This window comes from Methylobacterium sp. J-067 (genome assembly GCF_022829465.1).
Lineage (GTDB): Bacteria > Pseudomonadota > Alphaproteobacteria > Rhizobiales > Beijerinckiaceae > Methylobacterium > Methylobacterium litchii.
In genome coordinates, this window is sequence record NZ_JAKSXZ010000044.1 from 25,269 (window position 1) to 42,066 (window position 16,798).

19 protein-coding genes are annotated in these 16,798 nt (G+C 69.9%); 16 read left to right on the forward strand and 3 right to left on the reverse strand.

Going from position 1 to position 16,798, the window contains the following annotated elements:
- Window positions 1-54: 54 nt before the first annotated feature.
- From MKK52_RS03590 to yciA, 11 genes are all read left to right on the forward strand, one after another.
- A complete protein-coding gene (locus MKK52_RS03590) occupies window positions 55-1,737 on the forward strand; it encodes a B12-binding domain-containing radical SAM protein (RefSeq protein WP_243952369.1) in 1,683 nt (560 codons plus the stop codon).
- 177 nt (window positions 1,738-1,914) lie between these two features.
- Window positions 1,915-2,319 carry a helix-turn-helix domain-containing protein gene (locus MKK52_RS03595; protein ID WP_243952438.1) on the forward strand — a complete coding sequence of 135 codons (405 nt, stop codon included), beginning with the start codon at window positions 1,915-1,917 and terminating at the stop codon, window positions 2,317-2,319.
- A gap of 140 nt (window positions 2,320-2,459) precedes the next feature.
- Entirely contained in the window at window positions 2,460-3,638 is a 1,179-nt protein-coding gene (gene metK, locus MKK52_RS03600; RefSeq protein ID WP_243952370.1) for a methionine adenosyltransferase, read from the forward strand.
- Between the two features lie 7 nt (window positions 3,639-3,645).
- Window positions 3,646-4,401, forward strand: a complete 756-nt coding sequence (locus MKK52_RS03605) for a tRNA (guanine(46)-N(7))-methyltransferase TrmB (protein ID WP_243952371.1) — start codon at window positions 3,646-3,648, stop codon at window positions 4,399-4,401.
- A 162-nt stretch (window positions 4,402-4,563) separates the two neighbouring features.
- The gene (locus tag MKK52_RS03610; protein WP_243952440.1) at window positions 4,564-6,243 is read left to right on the forward strand and encodes a sensor histidine kinase; all 1,680 of its coding nucleotides are present in this window, start codon (window positions 4,564-4,566) and stop codon (window positions 6,241-6,243) included.
- 251 nt (window positions 6,244-6,494) lie between these two features.
- The gene (locus MKK52_RS03615) at window positions 6,495-8,030 is read left to right on the forward strand and encodes a DEAD/DEAH box helicase (RefSeq protein ID WP_243952372.1); all 1,536 of its coding nucleotides are present in this window, start codon (window positions 6,495-6,497) and stop codon (window positions 8,028-8,030) included.
- Window positions 8,031-8,124: 94 nt separating this feature from the next.
- Window positions 8,125-8,310 carry a YegP family protein gene (locus tag MKK52_RS03620; RefSeq protein ID WP_243952373.1) on the forward strand — a complete coding sequence of 62 codons (186 nt, stop codon included), beginning with the start codon at window positions 8,125-8,127 and terminating at the stop codon, window positions 8,308-8,310.
- Between the two features lie 66 nt (window positions 8,311-8,376).
- Complete coding sequence (locus MKK52_RS03625) at window positions 8,377-8,613, forward strand: type II toxin-antitoxin system Phd/YefM family antitoxin (RefSeq protein WP_243952374.1); 237 nt, start codon at window positions 8,377-8,379, stop codon at window positions 8,611-8,613.
- A 3-nt stretch (window positions 8,614-8,616) separates the two neighbouring features.
- Window positions 8,617-9,030, forward strand: coding sequence for a PIN domain-containing protein (locus tag MKK52_RS03630; protein ID WP_243952375.1), 414 nt, complete (start codon window positions 8,617-8,619; stop codon window positions 9,028-9,030).
- Between the two features lie 106 nt (window positions 9,031-9,136).
- Complete coding sequence (locus tag MKK52_RS03635; protein WP_243952376.1) at window positions 9,137-9,274, forward strand: hypothetical protein; 138 nt, start codon at window positions 9,137-9,139, stop codon at window positions 9,272-9,274.
- A gap of 10 nt (window positions 9,275-9,284) precedes the next feature.
- Entirely contained in the window at window positions 9,285-9,692 is a 408-nt protein-coding gene (gene yciA, locus MKK52_RS03640; RefSeq protein WP_243952377.1) for an acyl-CoA thioester hydrolase YciA, read from the forward strand.
- Here yciA and MKK52_RS03645 read toward each other — a convergent pair.
- Window positions 9,685-10,230: a superoxide dismutase family protein gene (locus MKK52_RS03645; RefSeq protein ID WP_243952378.1), complete on the reverse strand. Its 546-nt coding sequence runs from the start codon at window positions 10,228-10,230 to the stop codon at window positions 9,685-9,687. The two genes, yciA and MKK52_RS03645, sit on opposite strands and share 8 nt — an antisense overlap.
- 78 nt (window positions 10,231-10,308) lie before the next feature.
- Here MKK52_RS03645 and MKK52_RS03650 point away from each other — a divergent pair, with 78 nt between their 5' ends.
- From MKK52_RS03650 to MKK52_RS03670, 5 genes are all read left to right on the forward strand, one after another.
- Window positions 10,309-11,046 (forward strand): TlyA family RNA methyltransferase, encoded by a 738-nt coding sequence (locus MKK52_RS03650; protein ID WP_243952379.1) that lies wholly within the window; start codon window positions 10,309-10,311, stop codon window positions 11,044-11,046.
- Window positions 11,043-12,278 (forward strand): class I SAM-dependent RNA methyltransferase, encoded by a 1,236-nt coding sequence (locus MKK52_RS03655; RefSeq protein WP_243952380.1) that lies wholly within the window; start codon window positions 11,043-11,045, stop codon window positions 12,276-12,278. The genes MKK52_RS03650 and MKK52_RS03655 overlap by 4 nt, the downstream gene beginning before the upstream one ends.
- Window positions 12,279-12,333: 55 nt before the next feature.
- Window positions 12,334-12,600 (forward strand): hypothetical protein, encoded by a 267-nt coding sequence (locus MKK52_RS03660; RefSeq protein WP_243952381.1) that lies wholly within the window; start codon window positions 12,334-12,336, stop codon window positions 12,598-12,600.
- Between the two features lie 132 nt (window positions 12,601-12,732).
- Window positions 12,733-13,737, forward strand: a complete 1,005-nt coding sequence (locus MKK52_RS03665) for a magnesium transporter CorA family protein (protein WP_243952382.1) — start codon at window positions 12,733-12,735, stop codon at window positions 13,735-13,737.
- Window positions 13,738-13,817: 80 nt separating this feature from the next.
- Window positions 13,818-15,389, forward strand: coding sequence for an alkaline phosphatase D family protein (locus MKK52_RS03670; RefSeq protein WP_243952383.1), 1,572 nt, complete (start codon window positions 13,818-13,820; stop codon window positions 15,387-15,389).
- A 12-nt stretch (window positions 15,390-15,401) separates the two neighbouring features.
- Here MKK52_RS03670 and MKK52_RS03675 read toward each other — a convergent pair whose 3' ends face one another.
- Together MKK52_RS03675 and MKK52_RS03680 are read right to left on the reverse strand one after the other, a co-directional pair.
- Window positions 15,402-15,833 carry a CBS domain-containing protein gene (locus MKK52_RS03675; RefSeq protein WP_243952384.1) on the reverse strand — a complete coding sequence of 144 codons (432 nt, stop codon included), beginning with the start codon at window positions 15,831-15,833 and terminating at the stop codon, window positions 15,402-15,404.
- A gap of 133 nt (window positions 15,834-15,966) precedes the next feature.
- Entirely contained in the window at window positions 15,967-16,785 is an 819-nt protein-coding gene (locus MKK52_RS03680; RefSeq protein WP_243952385.1) for a rhomboid family intramembrane serine protease, read from the reverse strand.
- Between the last annotated feature and the right edge of the window lie 13 nt (window positions 16,786-16,798).

The following is a 16,798-nucleotide window of genomic DNA, read 5'->3' on the forward strand; positions in this document are numbered from 1 at the left end:
GGGTGCTATGGTGCCGGTGAATTTCATTCTCCCGGCTAAGGTTGTGAGGCATCGATGAGCCGTAAGTCGGACGTGAACACGGCTCCGCGGGTTCTGCTCGTGTTTCCAAAGTTCTACGAAAACTCGATGTGGAACTTCAAGGAAGCCATGGAAATCCAGGGCGCCCGGGCCGCGGCGCCGCCGCTCGGCCTGATAACCTTGGCCGCGATGCTGCCGGAGGCGTGGCGGATCACCCTGATCAACGCCAATTGCGAACCGCTGACCGACGAGGCGATCCGCGCCGCCGACCTCGTGATGACCGGCGGGATGCTGCCGCAGGAGCCGGATTGCCTTGGCATCATCGAGCGCTGCCGGACGCTCGGCACGCCGGTCTGCGTCGGCGGCCCGGCCCCGACCTCGACGCCGGACGTGTACGACCGCGCGGATTTCGTCGTGGCCGGCGAGGCCGAGGGAATCCTGCCCGAGTTCGTCGCCGCCTGGGAGCGCGGCGAGCGCCGGGGCCGCTTCACCGCCGCGAAGTTCACGGCGGACGTGACCACGAGCCCGATCCCGCGCTTCGATCTGCTGACCTTCAGCCACTACCTGTATATCGGCGTGCAATTCTCGCGCGGGTGTCCGTTCACCTGCGAGTTCTGCGACATTATCGAGCTCTACGGCCGCTCTCCGCGCACCAAGACCGCGCCGCAGATGCTGGCCGAACTCGATCGCCTCTTCGCCCTCGGCTATCGCGGCCATGTCGATTTCGTCGATGACAACCTCATCGGCAACAAGAAGGCGATCAAGCTCTTCCTGCCCCACCTGATCGCGTGGCAGGAGGCGCACGGCTACCCGTTCAAGTTCTCGACCGAGGCCTCCCTCAACCTCGCGGACGATGACGAACTCCTCGACCTCATGCGCCGGGCGAATTTCTTCGCCCTGTTCACCGGCATCGAGACGCCGGACGAGGCGACGCTGATCCAGACGCAGAAGAAACAGAACACCCGCCGGTCCATCGCGGAGAGCGTCCACAAGCTCTACGAGGCCGGCATGTTCGTGACGGCGGGCTTCATCGTCGGCTTCGACAGCGAGAAGGACAGCATCACCCGCGCCATGGCAACCTGCATCGCCGACACGGGGATCCCCATCGCCATGGTCGGCCTGCTGTTCGCGCTGCCGAACACGCAGCTCTCCCGGCGGCTGCGGCGCGAGGGGCGGCTCTACGCGAACTACGCCGAGACCACCGCCGACCAGGGCGACCAGTGCACCCAGGGGCTGAACTTCGTGACCTCGCGCCCGCAGCGGGACGTTCTGGCCGATTATCGCGGTGTCCTGGAGGAGATCTACGAGCCGAACGCGTTCTTCGCCCGGGTGCGCGAGACGGGGCGGCGCCTGAACCGCCCGCGATTCGCGGCGCAGCGCATCCGCTGGGGCGCGGTGGCGAAGGATCTCGCCTCCCTCACGCGGATCATGTGGCGGGTCTCCGTCCGCCGTCCGGACCTCGCCAAGCTCGCCTGGAGCGTCTTCGCTGAGACCGCGCGGCGCAACCCCGCCGCGCTGGAGGCGGTGGTCACCAACATCGTGATCTACCTCCATGTCTATCCGTTCTCCCGCTACGTCATGCAGGAGATCGACGCCCGGCTTGCCGCCATCGACGCGGGGACCTGGGTGCAACCGCCGGTTCTCGCGCCGGAGGCGGAAACCACCGCGACCGGCCGGGTCGGCCGGGTGGCGGTGGAGCATTTCGCGGCCGTCGCTTGACGGGATGCGGGATAAGCCCATCCTAGAAAAATTCGCGGCCATCGGCTCTATTTGAAGGGCCGGTGCAAGCTGCGTCGGCCGGCGCCGTGACAAATTGTCAGCCCGCGGCTAAGCTTGTTGGAGCTCGCGCGTCAGCGTGCGGGTCCGGAAGCAGTCAGGAGGTCTGAGAGTTTCTCGATGGCAGGCCAGAAGACGGACCAGCGCGACGTTTACATCGGTCAGCGCATTGCCGAGCAGCGGCGGAAGGCCTCGCTGACGCAGCGCCGGGTCGCACAAAGCTTCGGCATGTCGGCGGCGCAGCTTCAGAAATACGAGAAGGGGACCAACCGCATCAGCGCGGTCCATCTCGATATCTTCTCCCGGATGATCGGTGTGCCGATGGAATACTTTTTCCGGGGCATGCCGAACGGCGACGCGGGGCAGGACGGGTTCGCCGAGGATCCCCAGGTGCCCTATGCGGAGGGGGGGCTGACCGGCCTCGCCGACCTCGTGGGCCGGCACATCAACGAATCCTTCCCGGACGAAACGCGCCGCGACATCGCCGCGGCCGTACACGTCCTCGAAAGACGGTTGCGCGGCTGACGCGCAACTCTCGTCCTTTATAACGAACGAATTCGTCGGATCGTCTTGACCCTTTGGTGGGCGGATGGGAAAAGCCCCACCCTAGGGGTGCGGAGCCGTGAGGGCCGAACGCCCGCGACCTTTAGGCGACGAGAGAACCGATGGCGCGTTCGAATTACCTCTTCACCAGCGAATCGGTGTCCGAAGGGCACCCGGACAAGGTGAGCGACCGCATCTCCGACACCGTCGTGGATGCCTACATCGCCGCGATGCCGGAGGCCCGCCTCGGCGTCGAGACCCTGACGACCACGAACCGCGTGGTCATCGCCGGTGAGGTGCGCGGCCCCGATTCAGTGACCTTCAAGGACTTGGAGGAGCTGACCCGCGAAGCCGTGAAGGACATCGGCTACGAGCAGGACGGCTTCCACTGGAAGAACAACGAGGTGCAGATCTACCTGCACGCTCAGTCCGCCGACATCGCCCAGGGCGTGGACGCGGCCGGCAACAAGGACGAGGGTGCCGGCGACCAGGGTATCATGTTCGGCTACGCCTCGGACGAGACCCCCGAGCTGATGCCGGCGCCGCTCTTCTACGCCCACAAGATCCTCAAGGACCTCGCCGACGCCCGCAAGGCGAAGCAGGGCGACGCGGCCAAGCTCGGGCCCGACGCCAAGAGCCAGGTGACGGTGCGCTACGAGAACGGCCGCCCGGTCGAGGTCACGCAGATCGTGCTCTCCTCCCAGCACCTCGACGAGAACCTGGACTCGGCCGACGTCCGCGCCATCGTGGAGCCCTACATCCTCAAGGCCCTGCCGCAGGGCTGGGTGAACGAGGGCACCGTCTGGCACGTCAACCCGACCGGCAAGTTCGTCATCGGCGGCCCCGACGGCGATTGCGGGCTCACCGGCCGCAAGATCATCGTGGACACCTACGGCGGCGCGGCTCCGCATGGCGGCGGCGCCTTCTCTGGCAAGGATCCGACGAAGGTGGACCGCTCGGCCGCCTACGCTGCCCGCTACCTCGCCAAGAACGTGGTGGCCGCCGGCCTCGCCTCGCGGGCGACGATCCAGCTCTCCTACGCCATCGGCGTCTCCAAGCCGCTGTCGATTTATGTCGACCTGCACGGCACGGGGAAGGTGGACGAGGCCAAGCTCGAAGCCGTCCTGATGGACGCCATCGACCTCTCGCCCCGCGGCATCCGCACGGCGCTCGGCCTCAACAAGCCGATCTACGCCCGCACCGCCGCCTACGGCCATTTCGGCCGGGCGCCCGAGGCGGACGGCGGCTTCTCCTGGGAGCGCACCGACCTCGCCGACAAGCTCCGCTCGACGCTCGCCTGACCCTGCCATGACCGGGAGGGCGGATGTCCCTCCCGCGACGGAGGGTGAACACGAGGACGGCCTGGAGGAGGCGGATCGCGCCTTCTTCGGCCGTCGCAAGGGCAAGCGCCTGCGGGATGCGCAGGAAACGCGCCTCGAAACCCTGCTGCCGACCCTGCGGATCGACCTGCCGCCGGGCGGCGGCCGGATCGATCCCCGGACGCTGTTCGGGCAGATGGACACCACGCCGGACGAGATCTGGCTGGAGATCGGCTTCGGCGGCGGCGAGCACCTCGCCGCCCGGGCCGCGCAGCATCCGCAAGTCGGCTTTATCGGCGCCGAAGCCTTCGTGAACGGCGTCGTGAAGCTTCTCGCCGACGTCGAGGCGCGGGCCCTGCGCAATGTCCGCGTCCGCGACGGTGACGTGGCCCCGCTTCTCGCCCGCCTGCCGGATGCCTGCCTCGGTCAGGTCAGCCTGCTCTATCCCGATCCCTGGCCGAAGCGGCGTCAGCGCAAGCGGCGCTTCGTTTCGGACGACTCGCTGGCGCAGATCGCCCGCCTCCTGAAGGATGGCGGCGTGTTCCGCTTCGCCAGCGACATCGACGATTACGCCGGGTGGACCCTGGCACGGGTCGCCCGCTGCCCGGACCTGCGCTGGGAGGCGGCCTCGTCCCGCGACTGGCTGCAGCCCTTCCCCGGCTGGCCCGGCACCCGCTACGAGGCGAAGGCCATCGCCACCGGACGGCGGCCGACCTACCTCGAATTCATCCGCAATACCCGCTGACAACTTGCGTCCGCGACACCGGCAGCCTTGCCGCCGCCACGCTTGAGCCCCATCCTTGGGGCGCGGGTTGGCTGGATTTGGTGGCGGCTGAGGGCGCTCAAGTCCCGTCGAACCGCGCGTCCAAGGGTTCCTGGCGTGACGGGACGGGTGAAGCACGATTCCATGGCGATCGACGCGCGCCGGTCGGCTTTCGACGGGGCGCTGGTCGGGCTCGCCCTGCTCGCGGGCGACGGCGAGAGCGTGCTCGTCGCCAATCCGGCGCTGCACGCGCTCCTGGCACGGCCATCGGGCAGCCTCGACGGGGCGTCCGTCTCGGACCTCGCCGCCGATGCGGCCTCCCTCCAGTCCGGCATCCGCGTCTGGCGGCGGGCGGACGGCGTCGAGATCGACGTGCGCGTGCGCCGCTCCGGCGACACGCTGGTGGTCGAGGCGGTGGACCCGGACGAGGCCGCCCATTCCGAGGCGAACCGCGATGCCATGGCCGCCGCCGGGCTCGGCGAATGGCGCTGGGACCGAGCGAGCGGTGATCTCACCCTGTCCCACCGGGCCGCGCGCATCCTCGGCCAGCCGCCGGGCCGCTCCGTCACCTGGGGCGTGCTGCGGCCCTTCCTCATCGAGCCCGAGCGGGTCTCGCGGCTGATCGAGGCGGCGGTGGAGAGCCTGGAGCCCTACCGGTTCGAGACGCGCCTCGCCATCGAGGGGCGCGGAATCGTCGTGCAGGTGAGTGGGCAGGCCCTCACCGACGAGGCCGGCGCGGTCAGCGGCATGGTCGGCGTGGTGCAGGACATCACCACGCGGATCGAGACGCGCAGCGAGTTGCAGGCCCACGACCACCGCCTGCGTGCCGCGACGGCGGTCGCCAAGCTCGGCATCTTCGAGTGGCACATGCTCGATGACCACGCGGTCTGGGAGAATGACCGCATGTACGAGATCTTCGGGCACGCGCCCGAGGACGGCACCATCGGCAAGACCGAGTTCCTGAGCGGCATCCTCCATGTCGACGACCGGGCGGCGGTGCGCAAGGCGATCTCGGCGGCCCTGCGCGAGGACCGCGACCTCCACATCAGCGGGCGCATCCGGCGCAAGTCCGACGCGGCGTGGCGCACCATCGACATGGCGGGCCGGTTCGAGCGCGACGCCCCGGACCGGCTGCCCCGTCGCCTGATCGGCGTGGTCGCCGACGTGACCGACCGCCGCCTCGCGGAGGAGCGGCAGACCCTGCTGATCCGCGAGTTGCACCACCGGGTGAAGAACACGCTGGCCACGGTGCAGGCCATCGTCGGCTCGACGGCGCGGACGGCGACCGACATCGACAGCTTCTACGAGGCCTTCGTCGGCCGCATCAAATCGCTGGCCCATACCCATTCGGTGCTCACCGAGGCGACGTGGCAGACGGCCTCTCTCACCGGCCTCCTCGTCAACGAGCTGCGCCCCTACGCCGAGGTGGCCGAGGCTGGCGGCGAGGACGGGCGCGTCGTCCTCGAAGGCCCATCCATCGACCTGCCCTCCGACATCGCCGTGCCGGTGGGCATGGCGATCCACGAGCTCACCACCAACGCCGCGAAATACGGGGCGCTCTCGAACCGCACCGGGCGTGTCACCGTCGCATGGGATCTAGAGCCCGGCGGCCCCGCCGGCACGTTGCGCCTCACCTGGCGCGAGAGCGGCGGACCCGTGGTGCAACCGCCCCGCCGTCAGGGCTTCGGCTCGCGCCTTCTGCACCGGGTGCTCATCACCCAGGTCCAGGCCGAGGTGACGACCGATTATTCGCCCGATGGGTTCTCCCTCACCATGCGCGCGCCGCTGCCGCCACGGAACGCGAGCCTCAACCCGCTGGCCTGAAGCAGGGCTCCGCCATTGACTTTCGCACCGCAGCGCAGCATATGCGACATGCAGCGTCAGCGGCCGCATCGATGGACCGCCTGAGGGGGCTGCGTGACGGACGGGCTTCAGCGCCGCGGTCCGGCCCCCCTCTTCATAACGTGCATGCACCCGGACGGCCCCATCACGCGGGCTTTCCCCACTCGATGGACCGCCCATACGGTGCCGCAGCCTCTCGCGCGGCCGGCCGGTCTGCTGCGACGGATATCACCTTGACTCAGTTCACCGATTTCGGCCTCGCCACGCCCGTGCTCCGGGCGCTCGAGGAGGCCGGCTACACCACGCCGACGCCGATCCAGGCGCAGGCCATCCGCCCCGCCATGGAAGGCCGCGACCTCTGCGGCATCGCCCAGACCGGCACCGGCAAGACCGCCGCCTTCGCCCTTCCGATCCTCCACCGCCTCAGCCTGGAAGACCGCCGCCCGCCCCGCCGGGGCTGCCGCGTCCTCGTCCTGTCGCCGACCCGCGAGCTGGCCAACCAGATCGCCGATTCGTTCTCCGAGTACGGCAAGCACCTGCGCTATACGAACACCGTCGTGTTCGGCGGCGTCACCATCGGCCGCCAGGAGCGGGCGCTGGCGCCGGGCGTCGACATCCTCGTGGCCACGCCAGGCCGGCTGATCGACCTCGTCGACCGCCGCTCGCTGACCCTCGAAGGCGTCGAGATCCTCGTCCTCGATGAGGCCGATCAGATGCTCGACCTCGGCTTCATCCACGCCCTGAAGCGCATCGTTCGGATGCTGCCCGCGAAGCGCCAGAGCCTGTTCTTCTCGGCCACCATGCCGAAGAACATCGCCGGCCTCGCCGCGCAGTACCTCAATGACCCGGTGCAGGTTGCGGTGACGCCCGTCGCCACCACGGCCGAGCGCGTCGAGCAGCAGGTGATCTTCGCCCATACCGGCGCGAAGCAGGCCCTGCTCGCCCACATCCTGCGCGATCCGGCGATCGACCGGGTGCTGGTCTTCACCCGCACCAAGCACGGCGCCGACCGGGTGGTGCGCGGTCTCGACAAGTCGGGCATCGCCGGCGCCGCCATCCACGGCAACAAGAGCCAGCCCCAGCGCGAGCGCGCCCTTCAGGCGTTCCGCGACGGCGAGTGCCGCGTGCTCGTCGCCACCGACATCGCCGCGCGCGGCATCGATGTCGATGGCGTCAGCCATGTCGTGAACTTCGACCTGCCGAACGTGCCGGAGAGCTACGTCCACCGGATCGGCCGCACGGCCCGCGCCGGCAAGGACGGTCTCGCCATCTCGTTCTGCAACGACGAGGAGCGCGCCTACCTCCGCGACATCGAGCGCCTGACCCGCCAGAAGGTGCCGGTCGTCGGCTTCCCCGAGGGGTTCACGGCCCCCTCCGGCGAGGCTGCCGCCGAGATCGCCCGCGAGGAGGCCCGCCGGCCCCCGCGCCAGCAGCAGCAGCCGCGCGGTGCTCGCCCGCAGGACGGTCGCGGCCGTCCGGGCCAGGGCCGTCCGCAGCAGGGTCGCGCCGAGGGCTCCCGTCCCGGTGCCGGCTCCGGCCAGCATCGCCAGGGTCAGAACGGCCAGGCCCGTCCGGCCGAAGGACGTCCGAACGGGCGTCCCGCGCAGGGCGCTCGCCCGGCGCAGGGTCGTGACGGGCAGGGCCGCGACGCCCGTCCGCAGCAGCCGCGCTCCGGTCGGGACAACCGTCCCCGCCAGGGCGAGGCGTCCGGCCGTGGCGGCAATGACGGCCGCAGCATCGGCTGGCTCGACCGCGCCCCGCGCTCGTAACCGCCCCGTCTTCCGACGGGCGACATCGACCTTATCTTGAGGCCATCCGGCCGCGACGCGTCCCGCGTCGCGGCCGTTTTCGTGGGAGACGGTGATGCGCTTCGAACTCTACCGGGATGCCGGCGGCCAATGGCGCTGGCGCCTGCGCGCCCGCAACGGCGAAATCATCGCCGAATCGGGCGAGGGCTATGTCCGCCGCGAGGATTGCGAGCACGGCATCAACCTCGTGCGCCAAAGCGCCGAGGCGAAGATCGAGGACATGACGACGAAGATCGCCTGAGACGTGTTTGACTCCCTCCTCACGCTGCCGATATTATGACCATATGGTCATTCTCTGGAGGGTGGCGTGAGGAGCGTTCCGATTGTCGAGGCCAAGGCGCATTTCTCGGCGCTGCTGGCCGAAGTCGAGGGCGGCGCGGAAATCGCCGTGACGCGCCATGGCAGGATCGTGGCGCGGATCGTCCCCGATCACCCCCGGAGCGCGGCCGACCTGTTCCGAGACTTCTGGCTCTCCGCCGACTCGGTCGATCTGACGGCACCCGAGGACCCTCCGGCGGAACCGGTGGCGTCCTGGGACGCGTGAGCCGTGCCGCTCCTGTTCCTGCTGGACGCGAACATCGTCATCGCCGCGCTCAAGGGACACCGTGAGGTTCGCAGGCGACTGGAAGCCGAACCGGCGTCGGCGCTGCGCCTCTCCACCATCGTGCTGGGCGAACTGGAATTCGGCGCGGAGAAGAGCGCCTATGGCGACCGCAACCGCGCCAACCTGGCCGCTCTGACGGAGCGCATTCCCGTGGTCGGGATCGATCCCGAGACGGCCCGCTGCTATGGCCGCATCCGCGCGCATCTCGAACGGCAGGGGACGCCCATCGGGGCGAACGACACCTGGATCGCCGCCCAGTCCGTCGCCGTCGGCGCAACGCTGGTGACGGACAATCTGCGTGAGTTCTCCCGCGTGCCCGACCTCCGTGTCGAGACGTGGCTGACGACGCCGGACTAGTGACGCGCACCGCCCATCGCGTCGCGGGCCGCCCTGCGCTATGGTGCTGGTTCGGCACGGTCGGCGTCAGATCCGGCTGGCCGCGAGGAAACGCGGACCACTCGCCATGAACGATATCGCCGAGCGTCACGCGGAGGCGCGTGCATCGCGTGACCTCTGGCAATCGATCCCGCTCGATTGCATCCTGTGCGCGGTGTTCGTGTTCGTCGCGGCGGGGCTCACGCTCGCCGGGGTGTTTCCTTGAGGGCGGCCCGATGCAGGATTCCGGCACTGCGGACGAGACCACCGCGGAGACGCCGCAGGGCGACCTGACGGTGCGCACCATTGCCATGCCCGCCGACACCAACGCCAACGGCGACATCTTCGGCGGCTGGGTGCTGTCGCAGATGGATCAGGCGGGCGGCATCGCGGGCGTCGAGCGGGCGCGGGGGCGGGTCGTTACCGTGGCCCTCGACGGCATGACCTTCCTGCGCCCCGTCTCCGTGGGCGATGTGCTCTGCGTCTACACCCGCGTCGCCCATGTCGGCCGCACCTCGATGAAGATCGAGGTCGAGGCCTGGGCGCGGCGCTTCCGCACCCAGCACCGGGAGAAGGTCACGCGGGCGACCTTCACCTTCGTCGCCATCGACGACGAGGGCCGCCCGCGCGCGATCGCTACTTGATCACCCCGCAGGCGATGCGGTCGCCCGCGCCGCCGATGGGCTGGGTGGTGTGGTCGTCCTCGTTGGCGTGGATGATCAGGGCCGAGCCGTCGCCGTCCTTCAGCCCGCCCTCGCCGGTCAGCGCCGTCTCGGACGAGACCTCGGCATTGGCTGAGCCGTCCTGATTGGCGAAGATGTTCGGCAGGTCGCCCTCGTCCGGCCCGTCCGGGTTGAGCAGGCCGTGCTTGCTCTGGTCGTGGTTCACGTGGGCCTTGGAGTTCATGAACTTCGGATCGGAGCAATCGCCGACCGCGTGGAAATGGATGCCGTGCCAGCCGGGGGGCAGGCCGCCGGGCTGGATGGTCAGGCGCAGGACGAGGGTGTTCGCCCCGTCGCGGATCGCGAGCTTGCCGATCGTATCGCCCTTGGCGTTCTTGATCGGGCTCTCGTAGGTCTCGGGGGCGGCGGGTTTGGCCGCGTCCTTCGCGGGCTCCTGCGCCAGAGCCCCGCTTGCCGCGAAGGACCCCAGTGCGGCGAGCAGCGTCAGCGTGCGTGTCATACGATAGCCCTCTTCTCTGGCCGCGGTTAGGTAGGGGTCGCGGGCGGCGCCGACACCCCTGCCCGAGACCGGAGACACATGACCCGCGAGCGGCAGAGGGCCGACCTCTATCTGGTGGAGCACGGCCATTTCGAGAGCCGCGCCCGGGCGCAGGCGGCCATCCGCGCCGGGCGCGTGCGGGTGGACGGGCGCGTGCTCGCCCGCGCCTCCGAGACGATCCCGCCGGGCGCGGCGGTGGAGGCGGAGCCCGAGCATCCCTTCGCCTCGCGCGGCGGGCTGAAGCTCAGCGCAGCCCTGGACGCCTTCGGACTCGATCCGGCGGGCCTGCCCTGCCTCGATGTCGGCGCCTCGACCGGCGGCTTCACCGACGTGCTGCTCAGGCGCGGGGCGGCCCATGTCCATGCGATCGATGTCGGGCGCGATCAGCTCCACCCACGGTTGCGGGTGGATCCGAGGGTGACGAGCCGTGAGGGGGTCGATATCCGTAGCCTCGCACCCGGCAGCCTCGATCCGGCGCCGCGCTTGGCGAGCGTGGATGTCAGCTTCATCTCCCTGCGCCTCGTCCTGCCGGCCCTGTGGCCACTGCTGGCACCGGGGGCCTTCCTCGTCACGCTGATCAAGCCGCAATTCGAGGCGGGGCGCGAGCGGGTGGGGCGCGGCGGGATCGTCCGCGATCCCGAAATCCATGGGGAGGTCTGCGAGACGGTGCGCGGTCTCCTCGAAGGCCGGGGGGCCACGATCCTCGGCCTCGTCCCGTCCCCCGTCGAGGGTGGGGACGGCAATGTCGAATTTCTGATGGGGGCGAAGCTGCCGTGAGCGAGAGCGTCGAGATCATTCGCCTGGGCGCGCGCGGCGACGGCATCGCGCAGGACGGGACCATCGTGCCCTACACCCTGCCGGGGGAGCGCGCCGCGATCCGCCGGGGGGGCTCGCGGGCCGAACTCGAGGCAATCGAGCGGGCGTCGCCGGAGCGGGTGGAGCCGTTCTGCCCCTACTTCATGCGTTGCGGCGGGTGCCGCACCCAGCATCTCGCCCGCGAGCCGGAACTGGAATGGAAGCGGGGCATCGTCGCGAACGGGCTCGCGCAGGCGGGCCTCCCCGTCGCGCCGGAGCCGGCCCTCGACGCCCACGGGGCGGGACGGCGGCGGCTGACGCTGCATGTCCGCTTCGTCGAGGGGCGGACGGAGGCGGGGCTGATGGAGGCTCGCAGCCATGCCCTCGTGGACCTCGACCATTGCCCGATCACCGTGCCGGCCCTGCACCGGGGGCCGGATGTCGCCCGCGCCCTGTCGGTGCCGATCGGCGGCGGCCGCAAGCCCCTCGACGTGGCGGTGAGCGCGACCGACCAGGGGCTCGATGTCGACATCCGCGGCCATGGGGTGGTCTCGCCCGGGGCCAGCGCCGCCCTCGTGCGCATCGCGGGGGAACTCGGCCTCGCCCGGCTCTCGCTTCATGGGGAGCGGCTGATGGAAGCCGAGCCGGTCTCGGTCGCCGGCGAGGGCAGGCGGCTGTTCCCGTCGCCCGGCGGCTTCCTACAGGCGACGGCGGCGGGGCAGGCGATCCTCACCGGCCTCGTCCTCGATGCCCTCGGCCCGAAGGTGAAAAAGGTGGCCGACCTATTCTCGGGTTGCGGTCCGCTGGCGCTCGCCATGGCGAGCCGGGCCTCCGTCCACGCGGTGGAAAGCGAGGCCTCCGCGCTCGCGGGGCTCGATCGCTCGGTGCGGGCGGCGACCGGCCTGAAGCGCATCACCCAGGAGCGGCGCGACCTGTTCCGCCGCCCGCTCCTGCCCCTCGAACTCAAGGCCTACGACGCCGTGGTGTTCGATCCGCCCCGCGCGGGTGCCGAGGCGCAGGCGAAGCAGCTCGCGGCCTCCACCGTGCCCCTCGTCGTCGGCGTCTCCTGCGATGCCGGGACCTTCGCCCGCGATGCGGCCACCCTGGTCGCAGGGGGCTACCGGCTGGAGCGGGTGACGCCGGTCGATCAGTTCCGCCATGCCGGCCATGTGGAGATGGTCGGCGTGTTCCGGCGCGAGAAAGCCCGGCGCTAGGACGAGGCAACTGTCGCGCGCATCGCACGTTTTTCCGGCGACGGAGACCCGGACGATGCGCACCACGACCCTTTCCCTGCTGATCGCCTCGCTCATGCTGCCGGGTTCGGCCCTGGCGCAGAGCCGCGTGGCCCCCGACGAAACCGGCACCGGAGGCGGCCCGCGCTCCACCATCACGGCGCCCAACACGAACAGTCTCGGCGTCACGAAGCCGCCGGGCACGTCCATGGGGCCGGGGGAGGTGCCGTCCTCGCGCGAGCGGCGGCGGGAGCGCGCCCTGACCAACCGAATCGACAACAGCATCTGCGACGGCTGCAACTGAGGCAGCCCGGCGGCGGCGCTGTCACGGAACCTTCAAGAAACGGCGCCACATGCCCTCGGCCCCTTGCGCCTCCCGCCCGCCTGCGGGATGCCGGGGCCGCCATAGCCGCCGCGTCCCTGAAGAGATTCCCGCGTGATCTTCATCCATCAGCCTGTCACGGAGGCCGGCCAGCGCCTGCTCGAACGCCGGGCCGTGAACCTGCAGGACGTGATCCCCGAGGACACGATCTGGCTCGACCTCATCCGCCCGACCCGTGAGGAGGAGCTGAAGGTCGAGGAATTCGCCGGGATCGAGGTGCCGACCCGCGAGGAGATGAAGGACATCGAGCCGTCCGAACTCCTCTATGTCGAGGACGGCGCCCGCTACATGACCGGCCGGGTGCTCTCGAAGGTCAGCGATTCGGAGGAGCCGGGGCTCGCTGGCATCACCTTCATCCTGCGGGGCAACCGGCTCATCACCGTGCGCTACGAGGAGCCGCAATCCTTCCGCATGTTCGCGCAGCGGGCGGGGCGGGCCACCGGCAACGGCCACGCCACCGTCGCCTCCGGCGACGCGATCCTCGCCGGGCTGATCGAAGCGGTGATCGACCGGGCGGCGGACGTGCTCCAGCTCCAGGGCGAGCGGATCGACCGCCTGTCGGGGTCGATCTTCGAGGTGCAGGACGATCCGAGCGCCCGCAACACCGCCTTGCAGGACACTTTGCGGGCACTGGGCCGACACGGGGACCTCATCTCCAAGCAGCGCGAGAGCCTCGTCTCGATGGAGCGCATCCTGCTCTCGCTCTCGGCGACCTACCGCACCAACAAGGCGCCCCGCGATCTGCGCGAGGATGTGCGCTCCACCCTGCGCGATCTGCAATCGCTGGAGGAGCACGCCACCTTCCTCTCCACCAAGATCCAGTTCCTGCTCGACGCGACCCTCGGCCTCGTGAACCTGGAGCAGAACAACATCATCAAGCTGTTCTCGGTCATGGCCGTGGTGTTCATGCCGCCGACGCTGATCGCGTCGATCTACGGCATGAACTTCAAGACCATTCCCGAACTGGACTGGTCCTTCGGCTACCCGATGGCCGTTGTGATGATGGTGGTGGCGGCCGTGCTGCCCTACGCCTTCTTCCGCTGGAAGCGCTGGCTGTGACGAACACCGCCGGATAGGCGCGTCACGCCGCTGTCGCGCGGGCTTGCCATAGGGCGCTCCTCACCACGAGGAAGAGCCCCATGGCCCTGGACCGTCGCCGTTTCGTCCTCACGGGGGCCTCCGGCCTCGTCGGCGCGAGTCTTGGGCTGGGCAGGCCCTACCTAAGCCGCGCCGCCGACCGGCCCGCCCTCTCGCACGGGCTGCAATCCGGCGATGTCGGCAGCGATACGGCCATCGTCTGGGCGCGGGCCGACCGGCCCTGCCGGGCGATGATCGAGTGGTCGACCACCGAGAGCTTCGCGCAGGTCCGGGGCGGCGTCTTCGCCGACGCCCTGCCCGAGACGGACGGGACGGTGAAGGTCGCCCTGGAAGGCCTCCCCGCCGGCCAGGATATCTTCTACCGGGTCAGCCTCGAAGACCTCGCCGCCCCGACGATCCGCAGTGCGGGGCAGGTGGGCCGCTTCCGCACGGCGCCGGCCGACCGGCGCTCGGTGTCGTTCTGCTGGTCGGGGGACACGGCGGGTCAGGGCTGGGGGATCGACGAATCCCGTGGCGGCATGACGATCTATGCGGCCATCGCCAAGAACCGGCCGGACTTCTTCCTCCATTCCGGCGACACGATCTACGCCGACGGCCCGATCCAGGCCGAGGTGAAGCTGCCCGACGGCACCCTGTGGCGGAACCGCGTGACCGAGGAGGTCTCGAAGCCCGCCGAATCCCTCGCCGAGTTCCGGGGCCGCTACAAGTACAACCTGCTCGACAGAAATCTGCTCGCGCTGAACGCGCAGGTTCCGATGCTGGCGCAGTGGGACGACCACGAGGTTACGAATAACTGGTGGCCGGGCGAGCCCCTGACCCGCGCCGAGCATCTGCGGAAGAAATATGCTGACCCGAACGTCCTGGCGCTGCAGGTCCGCGCGGCCTGCGCCTTCCACGAATACATGCCGATGCGCTTCGATCCGGCGGAGCCGGGCCGGGTCTACCGCAAGATCTCCTACGGGCCGCTGGTCGACGTGTTCATGCTCGACATGCGCAGCTATCGCGGCGCCAACGGCGAGAACCGCCAGACGGAGTACGGGCCTGATTCCTACTTCCTCGGCCCGCAGCAACTCGCGTGGCTGAAGCGGGAACTGGTGTCGTCGCGGGCGACGTGGAAGGTGATCGCCGCCGACATGCCGCTCGGCCTCGTCGTCGTCTACGACACCGACCGCAACTTCGGCTCCGAGGCCGTGGCGCAGGGCGACGGCCCGGCCCTCGGCCGCGAGCTGGAGGTCGCCGACCTGCTTCGGTTCATCAAGGCGGCGGGGGTGCGCAACACCGTGTGGCTGACGGCGGACGTCCACTACACGGCGGCGCATTACTACGACCCGAACAAGGCGCAGTTCCAGGATTTCGAACCGTTCTGGGAGTTCGTCTCCGGCCCGCTCCATGCGGGCACCTTCGGGCCGAACACCCTCGACAACACCTTCGGCCCGCAGCTGCGCTACGTGAAGGCGCCGCCGGCGGGGCAGGTGAACGTCTCCCCGGCGGCGGGCCTGCAGTTCTTCGGCCACGTCGCGGTGGACGGGCGCACGGAGCAGATGACCGTGACCCTCAAGGACGCTGCCGACACCGATCTGTGGCATGTCACCCTCGACCCCGCGCGGGGGTGAGGGCGGCGCCGCTCAGGCGGTGGTGATGTACTCGCGCAGGGCCTGATGCTCGGCCTCGACGGTGGCGATGCGGCGCGCCACCACGTCGCCGATAGAGACGATGCCGACGAGGCGTCCGCCCTCGCAGACCGGGATGTGGCGGAAGCGACCGTTGGTCATCAGTTCCATCACGTCCTCGATCGTCGTGGAGCGGTTGCAGGTCGTCACGTTGGCCGTCATGTGGTCGCCGACCGGGGCGTCGAGGGTGGCCGCGCCGAGCCGGGCCAGGGCGCGCATGATGTCCCGCTCCGAAACGATCCCGGCCACCGTGCCGTCGGGATGCTCCACGACGAGGGCGCCGATGCGCTTCTCCGCCAGGATGTGAATGACGTCTCCGAGGGTCTTCTCCGGGCCCACCGTGGCCACCGAAGTTCCCTTCTCCGACAGAATCCGCGCGACGGTCATCGACCCCTCCCTGTCATCGGTTGGGTGCGCCGTCAGCTCCGGCGCACCGGTTGCGACATGCGGGCCGGGTTGGTCCCGGCTCTCGATCGTGGCCGAGTGTGTGACTGTTCCGGCGCCCTGGCAAGGCCGCCGGTCAGCGCGTTGGGGGGAATTTCCTGTCGAGCAGCGGGAAGAGTAGGAAGCCGGCGATAAAGCCGCCGAGATGCGCGTCCCACGCCACCGCCGCGCTCTCGGCGCCGAGCGGCAGGCTCACGATGCCGAACAGCAGGTTGGTGACGAACCAGATCGCCAGGAACGACACCACCGTGCGGTTGCGCAGCAATTCGGGGATCGTCTCGGCCGGGCGGTGGGCGGTCCTCTGCCAGGGCTGCGTGCCGTAGCCCGAGACCGGCGGCTGGAACACGAAGCGCGCCGCCGCCGCCATGAGGGCCGAGATGCCCGCCGAGGCCCCGACCAGGGGCGTGGCGCTCAGCGGATCGATCATGATGTGCAGCAGGCCGCCCGCGAGGATCCCCGCCAGGGCGAGGGCGCCGTAGCGCCACGCTCCGCAGCGCCGGGCCACGGGCGTGCCGAAGGCCGCGAGCCACACGCTGTTGAACAGCACATGCATCCACGAGCCGTGGAGCAGGGCGTAGGTCGCCAGCGTCCAGGGCTCCAGGCTCTGCTGGCCGGTGACGTAGCGCGCGAAGGCTTCCCGCATCGCCGCGACATCGGGATCCCCCGAGGCCGCCGCCTGGATCACCTCCGCGACGCGGCTGGGATCGAACCACACCGTCCACCGGGCGGGGACCAGGGCGAGGTCGAGCACGACCTGGATGTCGCGCACGTCCGAGAGGAGGTATTCGCGAATCGCCTGGATCGCGACGAGCACGGCGATGGAGGCCGTGACCACCCCCGGCATGTTGAAGACCGGGGCACGGCTCTGGCGGGGGAAGTCGGGCGAAGCGTCCATTGCCCCACATGTT

Coding starts and splice junctions, on each gene's coding strand:
- MKK52_RS03590 (WP_243952369.1), top strand. CDS start 55: ATGAGCCGTAAGTCGGACGTGAACACGGCTCCGCGGGTTCTGCTCGTG.
- MKK52_RS03595 (WP_243952438.1), top strand. CDS start 1,915: ATGGCAGGCCAGAAGACGGACCAGCGCGACGTTTACATCGGTCAGCGC.
- metK (WP_243952370.1), top strand. CDS start 2,460: ATGGCGCGTTCGAATTACCTCTTCACCAGCGAATCGGTGTCCGAAGGG.
- MKK52_RS03605 (WP_243952371.1), top strand. CDS start 3,646: ATGACCGGGAGGGCGGATGTCCCTCCCGCGACGGAGGGTGAACACGAG.
- MKK52_RS03610 (WP_243952440.1), top strand. CDS start 4,564: ATGGCGATCGACGCGCGCCGGTCGGCTTTCGACGGGGCGCTGGTCGGG.
- MKK52_RS03620 (WP_243952373.1), top strand. CDS start 8,125: ATGCGCTTCGAACTCTACCGGGATGCCGGCGGCCAATGGCGCTGGCGC.
- MKK52_RS03635 (WP_243952376.1), top strand. CDS start 9,137: ATGAACGATATCGCCGAGCGTCACGCGGAGGCGCGTGCATCGCGTGAC.
- yciA (WP_243952377.1), top strand. CDS start 9,285: ATGCAGGATTCCGGCACTGCGGACGAGACCACCGCGGAGACGCCGCAG.
- MKK52_RS03645 (WP_243952378.1), bottom strand. CDS start 10,230: ATGACACGCACGCTGACGCTGCTCGCCGCACTGGGGTCCTTCGCGGCA.
- MKK52_RS03650 (WP_243952379.1), top strand. CDS start 10,309: ATGACCCGCGAGCGGCAGAGGGCCGACCTCTATCTGGTGGAGCACGGC.
- MKK52_RS03660 (WP_243952381.1), top strand. CDS start 12,334: ATGCGCACCACGACCCTTTCCCTGCTGATCGCCTCGCTCATGCTGCCG.
- MKK52_RS03670 (WP_243952383.1), top strand. CDS start 13,818: ATGGCCCTGGACCGTCGCCGTTTCGTCCTCACGGGGGCCTCCGGCCTC.
- MKK52_RS03675 (WP_243952384.1), bottom strand. CDS start 15,833: ATGACCGTCGCGCGGATTCTGTCGGAGAAGGGAACTTCGGTGGCCACG.
- MKK52_RS03680 (WP_243952385.1), bottom strand. CDS start 16,785: ATGGACGCTTCGCCCGACTTCCCCCGCCAGAGCCGTGCCCCGGTCTTC.